21 protein-coding genes are annotated in these 21,084 nt (G+C 72.4%); 12 read left to right on the forward strand and 9 right to left on the reverse strand.

All coding sequences use genetic code 11. The features are described 5' to 3' along the window. Positions 1 to 10: 10 nt before the first annotated feature. From JOF37_RS12610 to JOF37_RS12620, 3 genes are read right to left on the reverse strand one after another with little or no spacing between them, the layout of a single operon-like run. Positions 11 to 229 (reverse strand): hypothetical protein, encoded by a 219-nt coding sequence (locus JOF37_RS12610; protein ID WP_210007135.1) that lies wholly within the window; start codon positions 227 to 229, stop codon positions 11 to 13. A gap of 42 nt (positions 230 to 271) precedes the next feature. Continuing rightward, the gene (locus JOF37_RS12615) at positions 272 to 1,252 is read right to left on the reverse strand and encodes a DNA-3-methyladenine glycosylase family protein (protein WP_245338163.1); all 981 of its coding nucleotides are present in this window, start codon (positions 1,250 to 1,252) and stop codon (positions 272 to 274) included. A gap of 46 nt (positions 1,253 to 1,298) precedes the next feature. Beyond that, positions 1,299 to 2,000, reverse strand: a complete 702-nt coding sequence (locus tag JOF37_RS12620) for a winged helix-turn-helix domain-containing protein (RefSeq protein WP_210007136.1) — start codon at positions 1,998 to 2,000, stop codon at positions 1,299 to 1,301. A 448-nt stretch (positions 2,001 to 2,448) separates the two neighbouring features. On the opposite strand from JOF37_RS12620, the gene JOF37_RS12625 reads away from it, so the two are divergent. From JOF37_RS12625 to JOF37_RS12640, 4 genes are all read left to right on the forward strand, one after another. Then, complete coding sequence (locus JOF37_RS12625; protein WP_210007137.1) at positions 2,449 to 2,739, forward strand: GNAT family N-acetyltransferase; 291 nt, start codon at positions 2,449 to 2,451, stop codon at positions 2,737 to 2,739. 89 nt (positions 2,740 to 2,828) lie between these two features. Then, on the forward strand, positions 2,829 to 3,068 hold the full coding sequence (locus JOF37_RS12630; RefSeq protein ID WP_210007138.1) for a hypothetical protein: 240 nt from the start codon (positions 2,829 to 2,831) through the stop codon (positions 3,066 to 3,068). Then, positions 3,065 to 3,427, forward strand: a complete 363-nt coding sequence (locus JOF37_RS15600) for a hypothetical protein (protein ID WP_245338164.1) — start codon at positions 3,065 to 3,067, stop codon at positions 3,425 to 3,427. Before JOF37_RS12630 ends, JOF37_RS15600 begins: the two co-directional genes overlap by 4 nt. A gap of 43 nt (positions 3,428 to 3,470) precedes the next feature. Next, positions 3,471 to 3,785, forward strand: coding sequence for a DUF2277 domain-containing protein (locus JOF37_RS12640; RefSeq protein ID WP_210007139.1), 315 nt, complete (start codon positions 3,471 to 3,473; stop codon positions 3,783 to 3,785). Positions 3,786 to 3,798: 13 nt separating this feature from the next. Here the strand turns inward: JOF37_RS12640 and JOF37_RS12645 are convergent, their stop codons facing one another. Next, on the reverse strand, positions 3,799 to 4,746 hold the full coding sequence (locus tag JOF37_RS12645; RefSeq protein ID WP_210007140.1) for a DMT family transporter: 948 nt from the start codon (positions 4,744 to 4,746) through the stop codon (positions 3,799 to 3,801). A gap of 71 nt (positions 4,747 to 4,817) precedes the next feature. On the opposite strand from JOF37_RS12645, the gene JOF37_RS12650 reads away from it, so the two are divergent. From JOF37_RS12650 to JOF37_RS12670, 5 genes are all read left to right on the forward strand, one after another. Beyond that, entirely contained in the window at positions 4,818 to 5,741 is a 924-nt protein-coding gene (locus tag JOF37_RS12650) for a LysR family transcriptional regulator (RefSeq protein WP_210007141.1), read from the forward strand. 70 nt (positions 5,742 to 5,811) lie between these two features. After that, positions 5,812 to 7,275: an MFS transporter gene (locus tag JOF37_RS12655; protein ID WP_210007142.1), complete on the forward strand. Its 1,464-nt coding sequence runs from the start codon at positions 5,812 to 5,814 to the stop codon at positions 7,273 to 7,275. 61 nt (positions 7,276 to 7,336) lie between these two features. Continuing rightward, positions 7,337 to 8,485, forward strand: coding sequence for an exonuclease SbcCD subunit D (locus JOF37_RS12660; RefSeq protein ID WP_210007143.1), 1,149 nt, complete (start codon positions 7,337 to 7,339; stop codon positions 8,483 to 8,485). Next, positions 8,482 to 11,472, forward strand: a complete 2,991-nt coding sequence (locus JOF37_RS12665; RefSeq protein ID WP_210007144.1) for an AAA family ATPase — start codon at positions 8,482 to 8,484, stop codon at positions 11,470 to 11,472. The genes JOF37_RS12660 and JOF37_RS12665 overlap by 4 nt, the downstream gene beginning before the upstream one ends. Before the next feature lie 9 nt (positions 11,473 to 11,481). Next, the gene (locus tag JOF37_RS12670) at positions 11,482 to 11,664 is read left to right on the forward strand and encodes a hypothetical protein (protein ID WP_210007145.1); all 183 of its coding nucleotides are present in this window, start codon (positions 11,482 to 11,484) and stop codon (positions 11,662 to 11,664) included. On the opposite strand, the gene JOF37_RS12675 is transcribed toward JOF37_RS12670, so the two are convergent. Both JOF37_RS12675 and JOF37_RS15710 read right to left on the reverse strand, forming a co-directional pair. After that, positions 11,652 to 12,212 carry a phosphorylase family protein gene (locus JOF37_RS12675; protein ID WP_210007146.1) on the reverse strand — a complete coding sequence of 187 codons (561 nt, stop codon included), beginning with the start codon at positions 12,210 to 12,212 and terminating at the stop codon, positions 11,652 to 11,654. The genes JOF37_RS12670 and JOF37_RS12675 overlap by 13 nt on opposite strands. Before the next feature lie 3 nt (positions 12,213 to 12,215). Beyond that, positions 12,216 to 12,347 (reverse strand): hypothetical protein, encoded by a 132-nt coding sequence (locus JOF37_RS15710; RefSeq protein ID WP_271175082.1) that lies wholly within the window; start codon positions 12,345 to 12,347, stop codon positions 12,216 to 12,218. Positions 12,348 to 12,479: 132 nt separating this feature from the next. On the opposite strand from JOF37_RS15710, the gene JOF37_RS12680 reads away from it, so the two are divergent. Beyond that, complete coding sequence (locus tag JOF37_RS12680) at positions 12,480 to 13,061, forward strand: hypothetical protein (RefSeq protein ID WP_210007147.1); 582 nt, start codon at positions 12,480 to 12,482, stop codon at positions 13,059 to 13,061. Positions 13,062 to 13,071: 10 nt separating this feature from the next. Here the strand turns inward: JOF37_RS12680 and JOF37_RS12685 are convergent, their stop codons facing one another. After that, positions 13,072 to 15,141: an NAD(+) synthase gene (locus JOF37_RS12685; RefSeq protein WP_210007148.1), complete on the reverse strand. Its 2,070-nt coding sequence runs from the start codon at positions 15,139 to 15,141 to the stop codon at positions 13,072 to 13,074. 70 nt (positions 15,142 to 15,211) lie between these two features. On the opposite strand from JOF37_RS12685, the gene JOF37_RS12690 reads away from it, so the two are divergent. Beyond that, positions 15,212 to 18,748 (forward strand): TM0106 family RecB-like putative nuclease, encoded by a 3,537-nt coding sequence (locus tag JOF37_RS12690; protein ID WP_210007149.1) that lies wholly within the window; start codon positions 15,212 to 15,214, stop codon positions 18,746 to 18,748. A 37-nt stretch (positions 18,749 to 18,785) separates the two neighbouring features. On the opposite strand, the gene upp is transcribed toward JOF37_RS12690, so the two are convergent. After that, the gene (gene upp / locus JOF37_RS12695; RefSeq protein ID WP_210007150.1) at positions 18,786 to 19,421 is read right to left on the reverse strand and encodes a uracil phosphoribosyltransferase; all 636 of its coding nucleotides are present in this window, start codon (positions 19,419 to 19,421) and stop codon (positions 18,786 to 18,788) included. Positions 19,422 to 19,471: 50 nt separating this feature from the next. Between upp and JOF37_RS12700 the strand changes: the two genes are divergently transcribed. Beyond that, a complete protein-coding gene (locus JOF37_RS12700; protein ID WP_271175083.1) occupies positions 19,472 to 19,939 on the forward strand; it encodes a nucleoside deaminase in 468 nt (155 codons plus the stop codon). A 6-nt stretch (positions 19,940 to 19,945) separates the two neighbouring features. Here JOF37_RS12700 and JOF37_RS12705 read toward each other — a convergent pair whose 3' ends face one another. Continuing rightward, positions 19,946 to 21,064: an alpha/beta fold hydrolase gene (locus JOF37_RS12705; protein WP_210007151.1), complete on the reverse strand. Its 1,119-nt coding sequence runs from the start codon at positions 21,062 to 21,064 to the stop codon at positions 19,946 to 19,948. Between the last annotated feature and the right edge of the window lie 20 nt (positions 21,065 to 21,084).

Below are 21,084 nucleotides of genomic sequence, written 5' to 3' on the forward strand. Positions count from 1 at the left end.
CGGCGACGCGTCAGAGCTGAGCCCCGTCGTCGTCGCGGTCGTATACGCCTTCGTTGCGGCCGCGCCGCGACTCGTACGCGATGAGCCACCCGACCGAGATGGCGGCGGCGAGGACCACGCCGAGCCAGACGTTGTTCATCACGAGCCCGAACAGGATGCCGAGCGCGAACACCAGCGCCGCGCCCAGTGCCCAGTAGGTGTGCCCTCGCTGCCAACCGCGTGTCGCCATGACGGCCAGCCTAGGCCGAACGGCCGTCGTGGTGAGCCTCGATCACCGGTCGCGATGGTCTTCGGGATGCAGCCGAGGGCCGCGCCGGGGCTCGAAGACGCCGCCGGCGTAGATGAGCCGGATGACGCGCTGCCGGTGCCCGCGCCAGGGCTCGAGCAGTTCGAGCATGCCGTCGTCGTCGACCCGTCGTCCCGTCAGGGCGTAGCCCACGGTGTGACACAGGTGGTAGTCGCCCACGCTCACCGCGTCGGGATCGCCGAACGCCCGGATGCGCGTCTCGGCCGACGTCCACGGTCCGACGCCGGGCAAGGACGTCAGGATGCGCTCCCGCTCCTCGCCGTCCGCGGCGGCGACGACGGCTCGCTCGATCGAGGCGCGTCGGCGGGCCGAGGCGACGACCGTGCGCGACTGGGGCGGTTCGAGCCCGGCGCGATGCCAGGCCCAGCTGGGAATCAGGTGCCAGTCGGCCGGGGGAGCGAACATCGGCTGCGGCGTCGGCCCCGGAGCCCGCTCGCCGTGCCAGGTGACGATCGCCCGCCACGCGCCGAAGGCCTGCAGCCCGGTGACCTTCTGCTCGAAGATCGCGCTGGCCAGATCGTCGAACACGAGATCGGTCGCGCCCAGGCGCAGGTCGGGGTGACGATCGTGGATGTCGGCGATGAGCGGATGCCGCGCCCCGTCGAAGCCCTCCGGTTCGTCGTCCGCACCGCAGAGGCGGGGAAGCTGATCGAGCGCCCACGCAGCGCCGGGACCCCACGCGGCGGCGCGGATGCGCGTGCGCCCGATGCGCAGCGCGAGGGTCGCGATGCCCGCGGGTGTGCGGCTCACGCGCCACAGCACGTCGCCGGCGATCGTCATGGTCGGGTCGTGCGCACCGTGCCGCTGGTGACGGACCGCACGCAGAGCGTCGATCGGGACGGCGGGGCGGTACTCGGTCTCGAGCGGGCGCTCCGCGGCCGGACGCGGGTCGCGCGGTGGGGTGGCGCGACGGCGCGGCATCCGTCCCGTCGTCACCGCACTCATGCCGACACCCTACGTCGGAACCACCGACATCCCGCGGCCGCCGGCGTCAGAAGCGATCGGGGGAGGGCGTGCCGTGACCGTAGCGGATGACGACGTCGGCGTGGCGATCGAAGCGGTAGCCCACGCCGCGAACGGTGCGGACGATGTCCTCGTAGCGGCCGAGCTTGGCCCGCAGCCGGCGGACGTGAACGTCGATCGTGCGCTCGCCGGGGGCCTCTTCGTCGCCGCCGTTGTTCCACAGCGACTCGACGAGCTCGGAACGCTCGATCGTGCGGCCCTCGCGCAGCACGAGGTACTGCAGCAGCTCGAACTCCTTGAAGGTGAACGCCGCGGACTCGCCGTCGATGAAGACGCGCTTGCGTGAGATGTCGACCGTCACGCCGCCGGGCACGTGGTCGTCGGCGGGCTCGTCCTGCTTGGTGCGGGCGACGGCGCTGGGCTCGTGCAGCGCCAGGCGGACGACGTCGACGTCGCGTCCGCCTGCTCCCGTCGGCGCGAGCGCGACGGTCGCGTACGTCTCGGCGTGCGGTGCGAGCTCGCCGAGGGTCCGGCGCAGTGCCTCGACGAGCGTCGACAGCGAGACGCCGTCGGCGGCGGCCTTGGCCTCGTCGATGCCGACGTACAGGGCGAAGCCGCGGGGCGCGGTGGAGCCGACCGGTGCTGCGGCGGGGGCGGAGGCCGGCGCAGGGTCGACGGCGCGGAGGTGACGGGCGGGGGCGACGGAGGTCAGAAGAGCGGTGTTCGACATGAGAGGTTCGTCCTCGGAACGTGAACCCGGGCGAGAGGCCGTGGACGGGTTCGGATGTGCGTTGCGTGCGGCCCAGCGGGGGCCGGTGATCGAGCATCCGGATGCGGCGTTGTGGGCCGATGCGCCGGAGTTCGGGGATCCGCGGCCGCGTTCAGAAGCGGCGGAGGATCAGGCGGGGTACACCTGTCAGCGGCACATTCGGCAACACATGACAACACGCTGCGACATCATCATGATGTCAGCGGTTCCGTTCGCCTCCCGGGCGGACAGAGTGCGTGCAAAGTCAGTCATGGGGTCGATTATGACGATGCGTGTCCGCGTGTGTCAAAACACGCCGTGCGGCGGCGTCCTCGGATGACGAAAAGTGACGGAGCGGGCGCCTGCGTGATCGCTTCGAGATGAGGGCCGGGCGACCTTGCCCGCCGGACGCGCGGCGTAGCGTGGGCGCATGAGCGATCTGACCTTCACCAACGAGAAGGATGCCTCCCGCTACGCCCTGCGCCGCGGCGATGATCTCGTCAGCGTCCTCGACTACCGCGACGACGGGCGCACGGTGGCGCTGACGCGTGCGTACACGATCCCCACGTTCCGCGGTCACGGCTACGCGGGCGAGGTCGTCGCGCGGGCGGTGGCCGAGCTCGAGGCCGCGGGTGACCGCACCGTCAGCCCGGTGTGCTGGTACGTCGCGGACTGGTTCGAGGCGAACCCCGACCGTGCCGGCATCCTCGAGCGTCGGTGACCGTGGCCGGGATCGGATGACACATCGCCTCGCGCGCGTCAAGACCGTGCGGCTCGGTCGACGCCGGCCCGAGACTGATCTTCCGACCGATGGAGACTGAGATGAACCGCGATCTACCCGAGGGCGTCGTCGATCCCGATGGCGCCGACCGGACGTCCCTCGCCGCGAGCGAGGCCGAGGACGACGCCGTGCGCACCGCCGACACCCCCGCGGATGCCGCGCCCGCTCCCGACGGCGACGCGCCCAACGGCTTCGTCGAGAGCGCGGAGATCCAGCAGGGTCTCGATCCGGATCTGGTGACCGACGAGCAGGCGGAGGACGAGCGATGAGCGGCGAAGCCGACGAGATCGACACGAGCGTCTCGGACTCCGCGACGCAGGACGCGCCCGAGACCGGCCGCGGCGGTACGCGCTCGACGTCGGCGGGCACCGACGGGGATGTGACGCCGCCGAAGGAGAACACGCCGGTGTCGGCGCCGGGTGTGCAGGACGGTCCGGCGCTCGCGATGCACACCACCGACGACGCCGAGCGGCTCGACGGCTTGAAGGCGCAGTTCCGCGCCGACCTCACGGGGCAGAGCCCGTCGGTCGTCGAGAAGGGCGTGCGGCAGCGGCTCGAGCAGGTGGGTCTGCACCTGGATGACGCCGAGGTCGCGCGGATCGTCGACGACCTCGCTTCCGGCGCCTGACGCGGGGCTGTTGCCGGGCGCGGCGCGCACCTAGGGTGCTGGCATGTGCCGCAACATCGTGCCGCTGAACAATCTCGACCCGGCCGCGACCGACGACGAGTGCCGCGACGCGGCGCTGCAGTTCGTGCGCAAGATCGCGGGGACGACGAAACCCTCACGAGCCAACGAGGAAGCCTTCGCGACCGCTGTCGCCGAGATCGCGGCGGCCACCCGTGTGCTGGTCGATGCGCTCGTGACGACGGCACCGCCCAAACGTCGCGAGGACGAAGCCGCGAAGCGCCAGGCCCGCTCGGCCGACCGGTATGAGGCGATCCGCCGCTTCCAGGAGGAGAAGCGGGCGGCGAGAACGGCCTCCTGACCGGGGAGGACGCTCAGGCGGCGGACGCCACGTGCGGCCTCGCCCCGGCGGTCCGCTCGGCGGCGGCCGCCCGCAGGCGATGACGTCGCTCGATGGCTTGACCGGCGTAGCTCGCGGCCACGATGAGGACCGCGCCGCAGATCCCGAGCGCCCCGATCGCTTCGCCGGCGATGACGACGCCGATGAGCAGCGCCCACACCGGCTCGGTGCCCATCAGGATGCTCGCCCGTGACGCCGAGGTGCGCCGCACCGCCCACAACTGCACGACGAAGGCGAAGACCGAGCAGAAGAGCCCGAGGAAGAGCACGTTCGCCCAGCCGGCGAGATCGAGCGCGGCGATGCCCACGGGCAGGTCGGGTCCCGCGGCGGTGGTGAACACGGCCGCGCAGACCGCCATCTGAACCAGCACCACACCGAGCGTGCCCTCGGTGCGGTGGCGCGTGAGCCGGGCGCTCGCCGTCACGTGCAGCGCCCGGACGACGGCCGCGGCGATGACGAGGCCGTCGCCCGCAGCCGGGGTGCGCAGGCCGCCCTCGGAGACGAGCAGCGCGACGCCGACGACGGCGGCGACCGCGGCGACGAAGTAGGACCGGGGCAGCCACGAGCGCGCCGCGAGGCCCTCCAGGACGGGCGTCAGGACCAGCGCCAGGCTGATGAGCAGTCCGGCATTCGTCGCCGACGTGAGGTGGACGCCCCAGGTCTCGAGGCCGATGACGGCGGCCTGCGAGCAGCCCAGCGCGACGGCGATGATCAGGCCGCGCCCACGGGGAAGGCGCTCCCGGCGGGCGAGGCAGACGACAGCCGTGGCGACCGCGGCGACGAGGAAGCGGAGGGCGACGGCCGTCGGGACCCCCGTCTGCTCGGCGAGGTCCTTCGCGGCGAGGAAGCTCGCGCCCCAGACCGCGGCGACGCCGAGCAGGAGGACGTCGACGATGCGGTCGGGTCGCGGGCGAAGGGGCATGAAGCTAGTGTTCGGAGAGCCGATGCGGAAGAGCAACGGGCACTTTCTTGATCGAGGATTAAGGACGGCTTATGGATCCGGCTCGCCTGCGACTCCTGCGCGAGCTCGGCGACCGGGGCAGCGTCGCGGCCGTGGCCGCCGCGATGCACGTGAGCGCGTCGGCCGTGTCGCAGCAGCTGGCCGCGCTGCAAACGGCGGTCGCGGTCCCGCTGACCGCGAAGCACGGGCGCCGGCTCGTGCTCACCGAGGCGGGGGAGGCGCTCGCGGCTGCGGCGACGCGCGTGGAGCAGGCGCTCGCCGAAGCGCAGGACGCCGTCGCCGCGTACCTCGGCCAGGACGAGCGGCCGGTACGCGTCTCGGCCTTCCACAGCGCCGGGCTCGCCTTCTTCGCGCCGCTCCTCGCCGAGCTGCCCCCGCAGGTGCGGGTCTCGCTCGCGGATGCCGACGTCGCGCAGGACGAGTTCGCCGGCCTCACCGCCGACCACGATCTCGTCATCGCCCATCGGCTCGCTCACGATCCGGAATGGCCGACGCGGCGATTGACGGTCACGCCGCTCGTCGTCGAGCCGCTCGACATCGCCCTGCCGGCTGGCCACCGGCTCGCGGCCGCCCCGGACATCCGGCCCGAGCAGCTGCGCGATGAACGCTGGATCTCGACGCACGAGGGCTTCCCGCTCACGGGCGTGCTCGCCCACCTCGGCGCACTGATCGGTCAGAGCCCCCGCATCGAGCACCGCATCAACGAGTTCTCCGTCGCCGCTCAGGTCGTTCGCGCCGGCGCTGCCCTGGCCGTGATGCCGCGCACGACCGCCGCGCCCCTCGCCGTGGACGGGATGGTCCTGCGCCCCATAGCCGGTTCGCCGTTCGCCCGCCACGTCGACGTCCTCGTCCGTCCGGACGCGCTCGCTCGCGCCGGTGTCCGGACGGTGCTCGCCGCGCTCCGGAAGGTCTCCGCCGACGCGATGGGGCGCGCGAGCGCGGCGTCGGCGCCATGACTCGGGAGCGTCGCATCGTCCGAGCGCAAGCCCGATCCTCGCCTGCTCCGACGGGCATAGCCTGTCATCGATGAGCGACACGGCAAGCATCCCGCTGTCGGCGCACCAGCGGTGGCGGGCCTTCTGGGTCTGCGTGGCCGTGGCAGCGCTGACGATCCTCGACCTGACGAAGGTCAACGTCGCGCTCCCGTCGATCGAGCAGGCGTTCGGGGCCGGCTCGACGGAGCTGCAGCTGATCGTGTCGGGCTACGTCCTGACCTTCGGCCTCACTCTCGTGCCGGCCGGACGCATCGGCGATCAGCGATCCCGACGAGCGCTGTTCCTGATCGGGCTGACGCTGTTCGCGATCACGAGCATCGTGTGCGCCCTCGCCCCCGACACCTCGACGCTGCTGGCAGCCCGTCTCGTGCAGGGCGTCGCGGCCGGCATCCAGATGCCCCAGGTCATCGGTCTCGCGCAGGAGATGTTCCAGGGTGCCGAACGCGGTCGCGCCTTCGGCCTGTTCGGCGCGACGATCGGCATCTCGACCGCCTTCGGGCCGACGCTCGGCGGGCTCATGATCGCTCTCGGCGGGGCGGACGACGGGTGGCGCTACATCTTCTGGATGAACGTCCCGCTCACGATCGCGGTGCTCGCGGGCGTCATCTGGCTGCTGCCGAAGACCCGCGAGTCCCGGCCCGCGCCGCTGCAGCTCGACCCGGTCGGGCTGCTGCTGTTCGGCGTGGTCGTGGTGGCGCTCATGGCGCCGTTCCTCATGACGACGGGGTCTCCCGACGACAACCCGCAGCGGTGGTGGCTGCTGGTCGCGTTCGGCGTCTTCGCGGCCGCGTTCGTGTGGTGGGAGCGGCGGTACGCGGCATCCGGAAAGCACCCGCTCGTCCCGCTCAGCCTGTTCTCGATCTCGTCCTACCGCAACGGCACGCTCATCCAAGCGGTCTACTTCATGGCGCTGCCGGCGATGTTCCTGCTGACGACGCTGTTCCTGCAGCTGGGTGTCGGCCTCGCGCCCGTCTTCGCCGGGATGGTGTCGATCGGCTTCGCGGTGGCCAGCGCCGCGGCGTCGTACGTCGGCGGTCGTATCGTGACCCGTGTCGGACGACCCCTCGTGGTGTGGGGGCTGGCGATCATGCTGACGGCTGTCGTGGCACTCGCGCTCGTCGCCTTCTTCGTGCCGCCGGGCATCGTCGAGCTCGCGATGGCCGCGGTGCTGACGGTCGGAGGCTTCGGCGGCGGGCTCGTGATCTCGCCGAACCAGACGCTCACGCTGGCGGAGATCCCGGTGAAGCAGGGCGGACTGGCCGGCTCGGTGGGCCAGCTCGTGCAGCGCATCGGGACCGCCGTCGGCACGGCCGTGGCGCTGTCGCTGTTCTACTCGACGGTGTACCGAGAAGAGGGGAGCGGCGCGGCGACGCTGGAGGTGTACCACGACGCCTACGCGTTCGGGATGATGTCGGTCGGGCTGTTCCTCTCCATCGCCCTCGTGCTCGGGGTCGTCGACCTCGCATCGCGTCGTCGGCGCGCCCGCAGAGCCTGACTCTCGGCCTTCCCCGCGGGGCGCGCGAGCGATGTCGGAGCCCTCTCCTACCCTCGTTCGTATGCGGATCCTGCACACCTCCGACTGGCACATCGGGCGGACCTTCCACGGTCACTCCACGCTCGACGCGCTGCGCGGCGTGCTCGAGGCGCTCACCGACCAGGTGCGCCGGTACGACGTCGACGTCGTGATCGTCGCGGGCGACGTGTTCGACTCGGCCGCCCCGGCGGCCGGGTGCTACGCGCTGTTGACCGACACCCTGCGCGGCATCGCCGACGCCGGTGCGCAGGTCATCGTCACGAGCGGCAACCACGATTCGGCGGCGCGCCTGGGCTTCCAGGCCGGATTGCTGCGCGACGGCATCCACGTCCTGACCGACCCGGCCGCCGTGGGCACGCCCATCACGATCCCGGATGCCGCGGGCCCGGTGCACTTCTACGGCATCCCGTATCTCGAGCCGGCGCTGTTGCGCCACCTCTGGCCCGAGGCGCGCTCCCAGGCCGCCGTCCTCGACCGGGCGATGGGCCTCGTCCGCGACGACCTCGCCCGACGCGGCGGGCGGTCCGTCGCGGTGGCGCACTGCTTCGCCGCGGGCGTCGAACCGACGCCGCACCTCGAGCGCGACATTCAGCAGGGCGGCCTCGACGTCGTTCCGCTGCAGACCTTCGCGGGGGTCGACTACATGGCGCTCGGGCACATCCACGGACGCCAGCAGCTCGCACCGCACGTTCGGTACGCCGGCGCGCCGCTGCACTACAGCTTCGGCGAAGGCGACAAGCCGCGCGGCTCGTGGCTCGTCGAACTCGATGCCGACGGCTTCGCGGGTGCCGAATGGCTCGAGCTGCCGGTGCCCCGTCGCGTCGTCACGCTGCGTGCGCCGCTGGCCGAGATCCTCGACGACGCGCGTCATGCCGAGCACGAGGACGCCTGGGTGTGCGTCGAGTACACCGACGCTCTGCCCGAGCGAGATCCGATGCGTCGGCTGCAGGCCCGCTTCCCCTTCTGCGCAAAAGTCGTGCACCTGCCCGCCGAGACGGCGGAGCGCGATACGCGCACCTACGTCGAGCGGGTGCGCGCCGCCCGCAGCGACGCCGAGCTCGTCGAGGCGTTCCTCGTCCACGTCCGCGACGGAGCGGGCGCCGACGACCGTGAGCGCGAGCTGCTCGGCGAGGTGCTCGACGAGCGGGTGCGCGTCGAGGCGCTCGCGTGAAACTGCACCGACTCGAACTCACCGGCTTCGGCCCCTTCCGCGACCGGCAGACCGTCGACTTCGACGCGTTCGAGCGCGACGGCGTCTTTCTGATCTCGGGGCGCACCGGCGCGGGCAAGTCCAGCATCCTCGACGGCGTCAGCTTCGCCCTCTATGGGTCGGTGCCGCGCTACGACAACGGCGAACGTCGGCTCCGCAGCGATCACTGCTTCCTCGGCGACCCCACCGAGGTCCGGCTCGAATTCACCGTCGGCGATCGACGCTGGCGCGTCACGCGCGCCCCCGACTACGAACGTCCGGCCAAGCGCGGCGACAAGCTGACGACGGAACCGGCGCGGGCCGAGCTGGACGAGCTCGTCGGCGACGCGTGGATCGGTCGTGCCGCGAAGCCCCGCGAGGTGGCGCTGCTGCTCGACGAGGTGCTGGGGCTGAACGCGCAGCAGTTTCAGCAGGTCATCCTGCTCGCCCAGAACAAGTTCTCGCGATTCCTGCTGGCCAAGAACGACGAGCGTCAGCAGCTGCTGCGCACCCTCTTCGGCACGCGCAGATTCGAGCAGTACAAGGACGACCTCGAGCAGCGTCGTCGTGCCGCCCAGCGCGAGCTCGAGGCCGCCGGCGATCAGACGCGCACGCTGCTCGATCTCGCCGAGGCCGCCGCGAGCGACGACGCCGAGCGCGCCGACGGTGCGCCGGCATCACTCGACCTCGCCGCGCGCCGTGAGGCCGTCGGGCGCGCACGGCAGCGGGCGGACTATCGCGTCGAGCAGACCGCCGAGCTGCGCCAGCAGGCCGATGCCGCCCACGCGCGCGCCGTGGCCGCCCACGCCGAACTGGTCGAGCGGGCTCGGACCCTCGATGACCTCACCGCGGCCCGGGCCCGTCTCGCCCGGCTCGACGACGAGGCGCCTCAGATCACCGAGCTCATACGTCGGGTGGAGCGCGCTCGCGCTGCCGAGGCGCTGCGGGCGACGCTCGAGGCGGCCGAGCGCGCCGCCGAGGCTCTCGCCGCGGCCCGGCTAGCCGCCGCCGACGCCGACGCCGGATGGGTCGAGGCGGGCGGCGACGGCGCAGACGACCTCGCCTCGGTCATCGACGACCTCACGGGCGAGATCGCGCGTTGCTCGGATGCCGCTGAGCGCGAGCATGACCTGAGTCAGGCCTCCGCCCGCGCCGCGGCCCTCGACGAGACGACCAGCCGCCTCGCCGCCGAGTCATCGGCCCTCGACGAACAGCTGGCTCAGGTGCCCGCCGAGCGCGAGCGCATCGACGAGGAGCTCGCGACGACGTCGGCGCAGGGGGCTCGCGTCGACGACCTGCGACTGCGTCGCGACGAGCTGCGGGCGCAGAGCGCGGCCGCTCGCGACGCCGCCGTGCTCGATGACGAGGCCACCGCCGCCGAGGCCCGCTACGTCGAGGTCAGCGAACGAGCTGAACGGGCCGCGGCGACAGTGACCGACCTGCTGCGGCGGCGCTTCGCAGGGCGGGCCGGAGAGCTGGCGAGCGGCCTCGTGGCGGGAGAGCCATGCCCCGTGTGCGGAGGTACCGAGCATCCGCACCCCGCGCCCGCCGCGGACGATCCCGTCAGCGATGACGACCTCGCCGCCGCCGAGGCCGACCGCGATGCCGCGCTGCAGTCCGCGCGCGAGGCCGGCGACCGTGCGCGACGCCTGCGCCTCGACCACGCGGCGGCCGTCGCCCGAGCCGGCGGCCGTTCGGCCGACGACGTCGCCGCCCTGCTCGAGGATGCTGACGCGGCCCTCACGACGGCACACCGGGCCGCGCGTCGCGCCGGCGAGCTCGCCGAACGCCGGTCGGCTCTCGACGAGCTCGACGCCGCGGTGAACACCGAGCGCGAACGGCTGCTCGAAGCGCTGGCAGACGCGCGCGAGCAGGCCGCGGTGGTCACCGCGACGGTCACCCGCCTCGAGGAGGATCTCGTCGCGGCGCGCGGCGGTTACGCCAGCGTCGACGAGCGCCTCGCGGCCGCCACGTCGCGTCGGTCGCTCGCCGTCACGGTGCGCGATGCGCGCGCCGTGGTCGCCGAGCACGAGCGCGGGGCGGCCGAGACCCGCACCGACCTCGACGCGCGGGTCGCGGCATCCGACTTCGCAGACGTGGACGAGGTGCGGGGGGCGCTGCTGCCCGCCGCCGAGCTTGCCGCGCTCGAGAAGCGTCGGTCGCAGTACGAGGCCGACCTCGCAGCAACGCGTGCGCGGCTGCTCGAGCTCGAGCTCGCGGCGGCCGGCGTCGGCGACGAGCGGCCCGACCTCGACGCGTCCGCGGCCGAGGTTCTCCGCGCCGACACCGCGCGCGCGGCGGCGATCGCCGCACACCGCGACGCCGTCAACGCGGCCGACCGACTGGGCGATCTGCTCGACCGTATCGACGCGGCGTTCGCCGCCGTCGCCGAGCAGGCCGAAGAAGCCGCGACGGTGACCCGGCTCGCCGACACCGTGGCCGGTCGGGCCCCGAACACCCGCAAGATGGACCTCGAGACGTTCGTGCTCGCCGCCGAGCTCGAAGAGATCGTCGCGGCGGCCAACCTGCGGCTGCGCGACATGTCATCCGGGCGGTACACCCTGCACCACAGCGACGCCCTGCAGGCGCGCGGAGCGGCATCGGGCCTGTCGCTCGAGGTGCTCGACGCGCACACCGGCCGGCTCCGCTCGCCGCAGTCGCTGTCGGGGGGCGAGACGTTCCTCGCGTCGCTCGCGCTCGCGCTGGGGCTGGCCGAAGTGGTCACCAGCCGCGCCGGCGGCATCCGGCTCGACACCCTCTTCGTCGACGAGGGCTTCGGGTCCCTCGATCCCGAGACCCTCGAGCTCGCGATGCGGACCCTCGACGAACTGCGCTCGGGCGGGCGCACCGTCGGCGTCATCAGCCACGTCGAGGGCATGAAGGAGCAGCTCGCCGCGCAGATCGTCGTCGAGGCCACGCGCGAGGGGCCGAGCATCATCCGCCAGGACGCGCACGGCGCCGACGCCTAGGATGGGCTCGTGAGGACTTTCTGGACCGTCGTCGGAGTGATCGCCGCGATTTTCATCGCCTGGGTGGTCGTCGACGTCGTGCTGCGCCTCGCGGTGTTCGCGGTCAAGCTCGGCCTCGTCGCCGTCGTCGCGCTGGTGGTCTTCCTGCTGCTGCGCCGCGTGTTCACCCGGCGCGGCGGTCAGACTCCGTAGTCCTCACGGATCCGGGCATAGAGGGCGGCGCTGCACGCCGCGACCGCGTCATCCCATCCCGTCGTCGCGCCGTCCTGCGCGTCGTCCGACACGGCCTTGAGGACGCGGATCGGGATGCCGAATCGCTGCGCGACCCAGATGTAGACGAAGGTCTCCATGTCGACCAGCTGCGCACCCAGGGACTGGATGAGGGCGACGGCCTCGGCATCGTCGACGAACACATCGCCGGTCGCGATCGTGACCCCGTCCGTGCCGGTCTCGACCCGCTCCGGCATCGAGAGGTGACGGCCGCGCACACCGGCGAGGTCGAAGACGTCGTGTTGCACGGCGGCACCCACCTCGTAGATGCCCGGTCCGACCGCGCCCGCCACGGCGCCCGCCGTGCCGACCACGACGACCTCGTCGTAGGCCGTGCGGTCGAGCGCGCGCGTCAGCTCGTACGCGGCGAGGAGCTTGCCGGGACCGGTCAGCAGGATGTCGAAGCCGGCGATCTCAGCGGGGAACCCGACGAGCTCGTCGCGGTGGGCGACGACGAGGAGACGCCGCACGGGTCAGGCCCCGCCGCGCGCGAGGATCCCGAGGATGCCCGAGATCAGCAGGTAGGCGCCGATGCCGCCGACCACCAACCAGATGGCGATGCGGGCCGAGGTCGGGCGCTTGTCGTCGCCGTTGTCGAAGCTCATTCGGCCAGCCTAGGCGAGCGGAAGGCGCCCTGCGGCCGGTCGGTTAAGCCCGGGAGGGGAGGGCCGGGGGCCGACCGGCGCTGGGTAGACTCCCGAGCGAGGTCAGACCATCGACAGGCGGGAGCTGGCAGCATGCAGACAGTACTTCTCGACACCCCGGCGGGTATCACGGCGCGGCTCGGCTGGGACCCGGCGATCACGGTGCACCACCGACGCCGGATGATCGCCCGCGAACTCGTCGCCGCCCACCTCGGATGCGAGGAGAAAGAGGTGCTGGTCGAGCGCGAGGCGCCGCGAGGGTTCGGCTATCACACGCGCCTCATCGCCTCGCGCAAGGGAGTCGATGTGCCGCTGGCGATCACCACCGCCAGCTACCGGGCCGCGACCGTTGTGGCCGTGAGCGATCCCGGGCTGCCGATCGGGATCGACATCCGCGACAGCAACCCGGAGCCGGCGGACCTGGTGCGGATGCGCAAGCACTCCCGGCTGTTCTCGACCGGGAACACGCTCGATCTGATCGACCACTGGGTGCACGTCCAGGCCGTGCTCGAGGCCGACGGTCGGGGTGTGCGCGTCGCCCCCGAACAGGTGCGGCTCGACGCCGGTCGTCATCGCGGGTGGATCCCCGATCGCAACATGAAGTACACGCTCGTGGACATCTCGCGCGACGGCTGGCTGATCACGCTCGCCTACGGCACGCTGCCCGGCGCCTGAGCGCGCCGGGTCAGTCGACGAGGTCGGGAAGCGCTGCCCGCAGGTCGGCGAGCCACGTCTCCGCGTTGCCGTCCGAGGGCGCCCGCCAGTCGCCGCGCGGCGAGAGGGACCCCGCGGCCGCGACCTTGGGGCCGTTGGGCAGCGCGCTGCGCTTGAACTGCGCGAACCCGAAGAACCGCTTCAGGAACACCTGCAGCCAGTGGGCGATCTCGGGCAGGTCGTAGGCGTAGCGGCTGTCGCGGGGGAAGCCGACGGGCCAGTCACCGGCATCCGCGTCCGACCAGGCGTGCTGGGCCAGGAAGGCGATCTTCGACGGACGGAATCCGTACCGCAGCACGTGGTGCAGGGCGAAGTCATGCAGCGCGTAGGGGCCGATCGTCGATTCAGTCGACTGCACCTTGCCGTCCTCGCCCGCGGGGACGAGCTCGGGGCTGATCTCGGTGTCGAGCACGGACTGCAGCACCGCCACCGCCTCGTCGGTCAGATTGGTGCCCGTCCCCTCACGGTGCGCGATGACCCAGCGGATGAGGTGCTGCATGAGCGTCTTGGGCACCCCCACGTTCACGGCGTAGTGGCTCATGTGGTCGCCGACGCCGTACGTCGCCCACCCCAGAGCGAGCTCCGACAGGTCGGAGGTGCCGATGACGATGCCGTTCAGGCGGTTCGCGAGCCGGAACAGGAAGTCGGTCCGCACGCCCGCCTGGACGTTCTCGAACGTGACGTCGTACACCGGCTCGCCGGAGGCGTACGGGTGACCGATGCCGCGCAGCAGCTCGTTCGCGGCCGGACGGATGTCGATCGTCTCGATCGTCGCGCCGATCGCTTCGGCCAGGGCCACCGCGTTCGACTTGGTGTGGTCGCTCGTGGCGAACCCGGGCATCGTGTAGGCGAGGATGTCGCTGCGCGGGCGCCCCATCCGATCCATGGCGCGGGCCACGACGAGCAGTGCGTGCGTCGAGTCCAGCCCGCCCGACACCCCGATGACGGGACGCGGACCGCCGATCGCGCGCATGCGCTGCTCGAGGCCCGACACCTGGATGTTGAACGCCTCGTAGCAGTCCTGGTCGAGCCGGGCGGGGTCGTCGGGCACGAAGGGGAAGCGGTCGAGCACGCGGCGCAGGCCGATGTCCTCCGCCGGCGGGTTGAGGAACGTCTCGATCGTGAGGAAGTCGGTTCCGGTGGTGCGACGGTTGTCGTCGAAGGTCCCCTGCCGGTAGCGGTCCTGGCGCACGCGGTCGAGATCGACGTCGGCGACGCTCCGGCGCGGGCCGTCGGGGAAGCGCTCGGTCTCCGCCAGCAGCGATCCGCCCTCGTAGATCATGGTCTGGCCGTCCCACGACACGTCGTTCGTGGACTCCCCGAGGCCGGCGGCGGCATAGGCGTAGACGGCGAGGCAGCGCAACGACTGCGACTGCACGAGAGCACGGCGGTCGTCGGCGCGACCGATCGTGATGGGCGAGCCCGAGAGGTTCAAGAGGACGGTGGCTCCCGCGAGGGCGGCCCGCGACGAGGGCGGGACCGGGACCCACATGTCCTCGCAGACCTCGGCGTGGAGCACGAGTCCGGGCACGTCGCGCACGTCGAAGAGCAGGTTGGTGCCGAAGACGCTCTCGAGCGCCCCGATGCGGATGCTCTCGCCGTCCCACTCCTCGCCGGCCGCGTACCAGCGCCGCTCGTAGAACTCCCGGTACGTCGGCAGGTGCGCCTTGGGCGCGACGCCGAGGATCTCGCCGCGGTGGATGACGACGGCGCAGTTGTACAGCCGGCTGCGGTGGCGCAGCGGCGCCCCCACGACCAGCACGGGCATGAGATCGACGGATGCCGCGACGATGCGCTCGATCGCCGCCTCGACGGCATCCAGCAGGGCGTCCTGCAGCACGAGGTCCTCGATGGCGTAGCCGGTCAGGCACAGCTCGGGGAACAGTGCGACCGCGACAGACTCGGCGTCGCACGCGCGCGCTTCGGCCAGCACGGCCTCGGCGTTGGTCGCGGGATCGGCGATCGCCACGGGGACGGTGCACGCGGCGATGCGGGCGAATCCGTGGGCGTAGGCGCTGGCGAAGGGGAGCGACGTGTTCACCCGGCCCAGTCTGGCACCGGCGCGGGCGGTGTCGCACCCCGCGGTTAGGGTCATTGAACGGAAGGGGATCATGCGATACATCGAGGACGAAGGCCGGATCGTCTGGAGCGCGAGCGACCTGAAAGCGGCTGCCGAGTGCGAGTTCGCCTGGCTGCGGGCGATCGACGCGAAGCTGGGGCGGGTGGCCGCCGTCGACGACCCCGTCGACCTCACCCTCGAGCGCGCCGGTCGTCTCGGCGACCAGCACGAACGGCGGGTCCTCGCCGCCTATCAGCGTGACCTCCCGGGTGCCGTCGCGGTCATTCCCGAGACGCGGTCGTCGGATGCCGCCGGGCTCGCGGCGGCCGTCGACCAGACCCGCGCCGCGCTCTCCTCCGACGCCCGTGTGGTGTACCAGGCGGCCTTCGCCGACACGGACTTCGTCGGGTTCGCCGACTTCCTCGTCCGCGACGCCGACGACCGGTGGATCGTGCAAGACACCAAGCTCGCCCGCCACGCCCGCGTGACGGCGCTCATGCAGCTCGAGGCCTACGCTGTCCAGCTCGACCGCGAAGGCGTCGCGGTCGCCGACGAGGTCGAGCTGCTCCTCGGCGACGGCACGGTCTCGCGCCATGCGCGGGCGGACATCGCGCCGGTCTTCGCGCTGCGCCGGGAGCGGCTGCGGGCACTCATCGCCGACCGGGACGTCACGGCGGGCGCCGCAGGGCAACCGCTGGCCTGGGGCGATGACCGGGGTGAGCTCCGCGTCGTCGCGTGCGGTCGGTGCGCGACCTGCGACCTCGAGGTGGTGGCATCCCGCGACCTGCTGCTGGTGGCCGGGATGCGGCCCATCCAGCGCGAACGCCTGCGCGCGGCCGGCATCGCGACGGTCGACGCGCTCGCGGCGGCGCGCGACGCGCCGCCCCGCATGTCGTGGGACACCTTCGCGGGACTGCGGACGCAGGCGAGCCTGCAGATCTCGAGTCCCGCCGGCGGTGTCTCGAACGAGACCGTCCAGGGCGCCGGGCCCGAGGCCGCGGCATCCGAGGGGGCCGCGCAGCCGCCGGTGCCGACCTTCGAGGTCGTCTTCCCGAAGGCGCTCGGCGCGCTGCCGCGTCCGGACCGCGGCGACATGTTCTTCGACTTCGAGGGCGATCCGCTCTACACCGAGGGCGCATCGCGGCAGTGGGGCATCGACTACCTGTTCGGGTGGGTCGATCTCGACGAGCAGTACTCCGCGCTGTGGGCCCACACCTTCGACGAAGAGAAGCGCGCGTTCGAGACGTTCCTGCAGGTGGTCGCCGCCCAGCGCGCCACGCACCCCGGCATGCACATCTACCACTACGCGCCCTACGAGCCGACGCATCTGCTGGCGATGGCCGCTCGCTACGGGGTGGGCGAGGCCGAGGTCGACCGCCTGCTGCGAGACGGCGTCTTCGTCGATCTCTACCCGATCGTGCGCCGGGCGCTCCGCGTGGGATCGCGGTCGTACTCGATCAAGAAGCTCGAACCGCTCTACATGGGCGAGCGGGTGCGCACGAGCGACGTGCAGAAGGGCGACGACTCGATCGTGCGCTACGTCGAGGCCCGTGCGCTGGCCGACGCGGGCGAGCAGGACGCCGCGGCCGAGATCCTCGCCGACCTCGCCGACTACAACCGGTACGACTGCGTCTCGACCCTGCGGCTGCGCGACTGGCTCGTCGACCGGGCACGTGAGGCGCAGCTGCGCCCGTCGGCCGACGTCGAGCCGGAGGAACGCTCCTACGAGCCCTCGCCCCGCGCGACGACCCTCGGGCGGCTCGCCGAAACGCGTGCCGACGAGGATCCCGCCGGCGACGACGCTCACGCCGCGGTGGCGCTGCGGCTGGGGGCCGCCGCCATCGACTACTACCCGCGCGAGGGCAAGTCGTTCTGGGCCACGCACTTCCTACGCCTGCGCGAGCCGCTGTCGATGTGGGAGGACACGCGTGACGTCATCGCCGTCGCGGCCGACCGCAGTCGGGTCGTGGAGGACTGGAACCGCCCCGAGGGGGCCCGCAGCGACCGACGCCTGCTCGAACTGCGCGGCGAGGTCGCTCCCGGAACGCGGCTCTCGGTCGATTCGTCCCCCTTCGCGCTGTACGAGACGCCAGCGCCCTTCCCGACCGAGCCGCGTCCGCGGTTCATCCACGCCGATCGGCGGGTACGGGTGGTCGAGGTCCTCGACGACGGCGCGATCGTCGAGGAGCTCGCGGCCGGGGGATTCACCTGGTCGGAGCTCCCGATCGCGCTGACCCCCGTCGCGCCTCCGCCCGCCGGCAGTCAGCAGGCGGCCATCGACGCGTGGGCCGACACGGTCATCGCCGCGGCACCCGAGCTGCCCGCCGATCCGGCGACCGACCTGCTCCTACGCCGGCCGCCCCGGACGCACGGGGGAGCGCTGGTCCGCGGCAGCGGTGACGACGTGTCGGACATCACGCGCACCATCCTCGACCTCGACCGCAGCTATCTCGCGGTGCAGGGCCCTCCGGGCACCGGCAAGACCTACGTCGGCTCGCACGTCGTCGCGCGGCTCGTGCTCGAACGCGGCTATCGCGTCGGCGTCGTGGCGCAGTCGCACGCGGTCGTCGAGAACATGCTCGACCGGGTCGCCGCAGCCGGCGTCCCGCGGTCCCAGATCGCCAAGGCCGTCAAGGGCCAGCCGCGCGGCGACGAGGCGTTCACCGTCATCCCCAAGAACGGCGTGGCCGACTTCACCGGGGCGCAGCCCGCGGGATATGTCATCGGCGGCACCGCCTGGGATCTCACCCACGCCGGGCGCATCCCCCGCGGCAGCCTCGATCTTCTGGTGATCGACGAGGCCGGTCAGTTCTCGCTGGCGTCGACGATCGCCGTTTCGGTGGCCGCACCCCGCCTGCTGCTGCTGGGCGACCCGCAGCAGCTGCCGCAGGTGAGCCAGGGCACGCATCCCGAGCCGGTCGACACCTCGGCCCTCGGGTGGATCATGGACGGCGCACACGTCATCCCCGAGGACCGTGGCTTCTTCCTCGCACGCACGCGCCGGATGCGCCCCGAGGTCGCCGAGCCGGTGTCGGTGCTCTCGTACGACGGCAGGCTCGCGGCTCACCCCGAGACCGCCGGGCGCACGCTCGACGGCGTCCCGGCGGGGGTCATCGCGCTCCCGCTCGGACACCGCCGCAACGCCACCGCGTCACCCGAAGAGGCAGAGGTCGTCGTGGGGCTGGTCCGCGACCTCGTCGGCCGCACCTGGACGCCCGATCCCGACGCCGCATCACGTCCGCTCGAGCAGCGCGACATCATCGTCGTCACGCCGTACAACGCGCAGCAGGTGCTGGTCGAAGAGGCACTCGTCGCCGCCGGATACCCCGAGGTGCCGGTGGGCACCGTCGACCGGTTCCAGGGTCAAGAGGCCGCCGTCGCGATCGTGTCGCTCGCGGCATCGTCGGGTCGCGATGCGCCGCGCGGGCTGGAGTTCCTGCTGCTGCAGAACCGCCTCAACGTCGCCGTCTCACGCGCGCAGCACACCGCGTACGTGGTCTACGGCACCGGCATCCTGGACGATCTGCCGCGCACCCCCGACGGCGTCGCGCGGCTGAGCGCGTTCGCCCGGCTCGTGGGGGTCGCCTGAGGCACCGGCTCGGCGCCGGTGCATCCGCGGCGAGCGATCAGTCGACGGTGCCGTACAGGCGGTCGCCGGCGTCGCCGAGGCCGGGCACGATGTAACCACGTTCGTCGAGGCGCTCGTCGAGCGACCCGAGCACGAGCGTCACGTCGCGGTCGCCGACCTGCTTCTCAATCGCCGCGAGGCCCTCGGGCGCGCCGAGGATGCAGATCGCGGTGACGTCCTGCGCTCCCCGCTGGAAGATGAAGTCGATCGCGGCGCCGAGCGAACCGCCGGTCGCCAGCATCGGGTCGAGCACGAAGCACTGGCGGTCGCTGAGGTCTTCGGGCAGCCGCTCGGCGTACGTCGTCGGCTCGAACGTGACCTCGTTGCGCGCCATGCCGAGGAACCCCACCTCGGCGGTCGGGAGCAGCTTGGTCATGCCCTCGAGCATGCCGAGTCCGGCGCGCAGGATCGGGACCACGAGCGGCCGCGGGCGTGCGATCGCCAGACCGGTCGTCGTGGTGACGGGCGTCTCGATCTCGACCTGCTCGGTGCGCACGTTGCGCGTGGCCTCGTAGGCCAGCAGGGTGACGAGCTCCTCGGTGAGCTGGCGGAACACCGGCGACGGGGTGTTCTTGTCGCGCAGCACCGACAGCTTGTGGGTGATCAGGGGGTGGTCGGCGACGTGAACACGCATGTGATGATCCTACGCGGCCCGTCCGCGGTGCCTCGGCCTACGCTGGAGCGGTGACCCTGCCGGCCCCCGCTGACGACGACCGGGCGATGGTGCGCGCGCTCGAGCTCGCGGCGGCCGCGGCGAGCGCCGGCGACATCCCGGTGGGGGCCGTCGTGACGGATGCCGCGGGCGCGGTGATCGGCGAGGGGCGCAACCTGCGCGAGGCGACGGGCGATCCCACCGCGCACGCCGAGGTCGTCGCACTGCGCGCGGCGGCCGTCGCGACCGGTTCGTGGAACCTCACCGGATGCACCTTGACCGTCACGCTCGAGCCGTGCCTCATGTGCGCCGGAGCCGTGCTGCAATCACACGTCTCGCGCCTCGTGTTCGGCGCCTGGGACGACAAGGCCGGGGCCGCGGGCTCGCAGTACGACATCGTCCGCGACCGGCGGCTTCCGGTGCGAGCCGAGGTCGTCGCCGGAGTCCGAGCGGACGAGGCCTCAGCGCTGCTGCGGCGGTTCTTCGCCGCGCACCGCTGAAAGCGGTCAGTCCCAGGAGCTGAGGATGATGGCCTCGGTCGGGGGAGCCGGCGAGATGGGCGTGCCGAGGTAGCCGATCGTCGACAGGATGGCCGTGCGCACCTTGCCCGGCCGCTCGAGGTGCACCGCGTGGCCGACGCCCTCGATGACGACCTCCGTGACCTGACCGCCCGCGTCGCGGTAGCGATCGAGCACGGCACGGGTCTGCGCGACCATCTGCTGGGCGGGTGCCGCCTCGACGCCGGGCCATCCGGGCAGAGCGCCGATCTCGCCCAGGTGACCGGCGTCGGCGAACGAGCCGTCGGCCACGATGACGTCGGCGCCTCCCCGCACCCAGAGGATCGGGGGCGCGTCATAGGGTGCCCCGAGCTCGGCGATGCGCGAGACGTCGAAGTTCCCGGGCGCGAGGGCGTTCTGCACGCCGAGGCGTCCCGCGGCGAAGCCGGGCCAGTTCGGGCTGGGCACGCTGTCGCCCGGGTAGTTCCCCTCGGCCGTCGAGGTCGAGAGCATCGCCTCGACCCACGTGTCCTCGTTCTCGGACTCGTAGTCGGGCGAGACGAACGTGGTCCGGAACGCCCGACGCGGCGAACCCTCGCCGTCGCCGGCGTCGCGGGCCGTCAAGCGCTCGACTAGCGCGGTGCTCACCGCGCCGCCGCCGCAGCCGGCGTCGTCGTCGGTCAGACGCGAGCCGTCGGGACGGGTGCCGCCGAAGCCGTACGGCGAGATCGGCGAGAGCAGGCTGAGGGAGAGGACGCGGTGGTCGAGCGCGTACTGCATGGCGACCGCGGCGCCCAGGCCCCAGCCGACGAGGTGGACCGCGTCGAGCCCCAGCTCTTCGATCGCGGCGCGGACGTCGTCCGAGAAGTCGCGGACACCCCGCGTCGCATCGACGGGCAGGTGCTCGGTGCCGCCGAACCCGCGCAGGTCGATCGCGATCGGGCGGACGTCGCTGGGCAGGTCCTCCATGATCTCCTGCCAGAACAGGCTGGAGCCGGGCGCCGCGTGCAGCAGGACGAGGGTCCGCTCGGCCGGTGTGGCCGGATCGTCGGCCGTGCGCTCGAGGATGTTCACCGCCAAGCGCGACGTCTCGATGGTGCGTGGCGTAATGCCGTCGAAGAGGGGCATGGCGGAATCCTTCGCTCTGC

Origin of the sequence: Microbacterium imperiale, assembly GCF_017876655.1 — a bacterium.
GTDB lineage: Bacteria > Actinomycetota > Actinomycetes > Actinomycetales > Microbacteriaceae > Microbacterium > Microbacterium imperiale.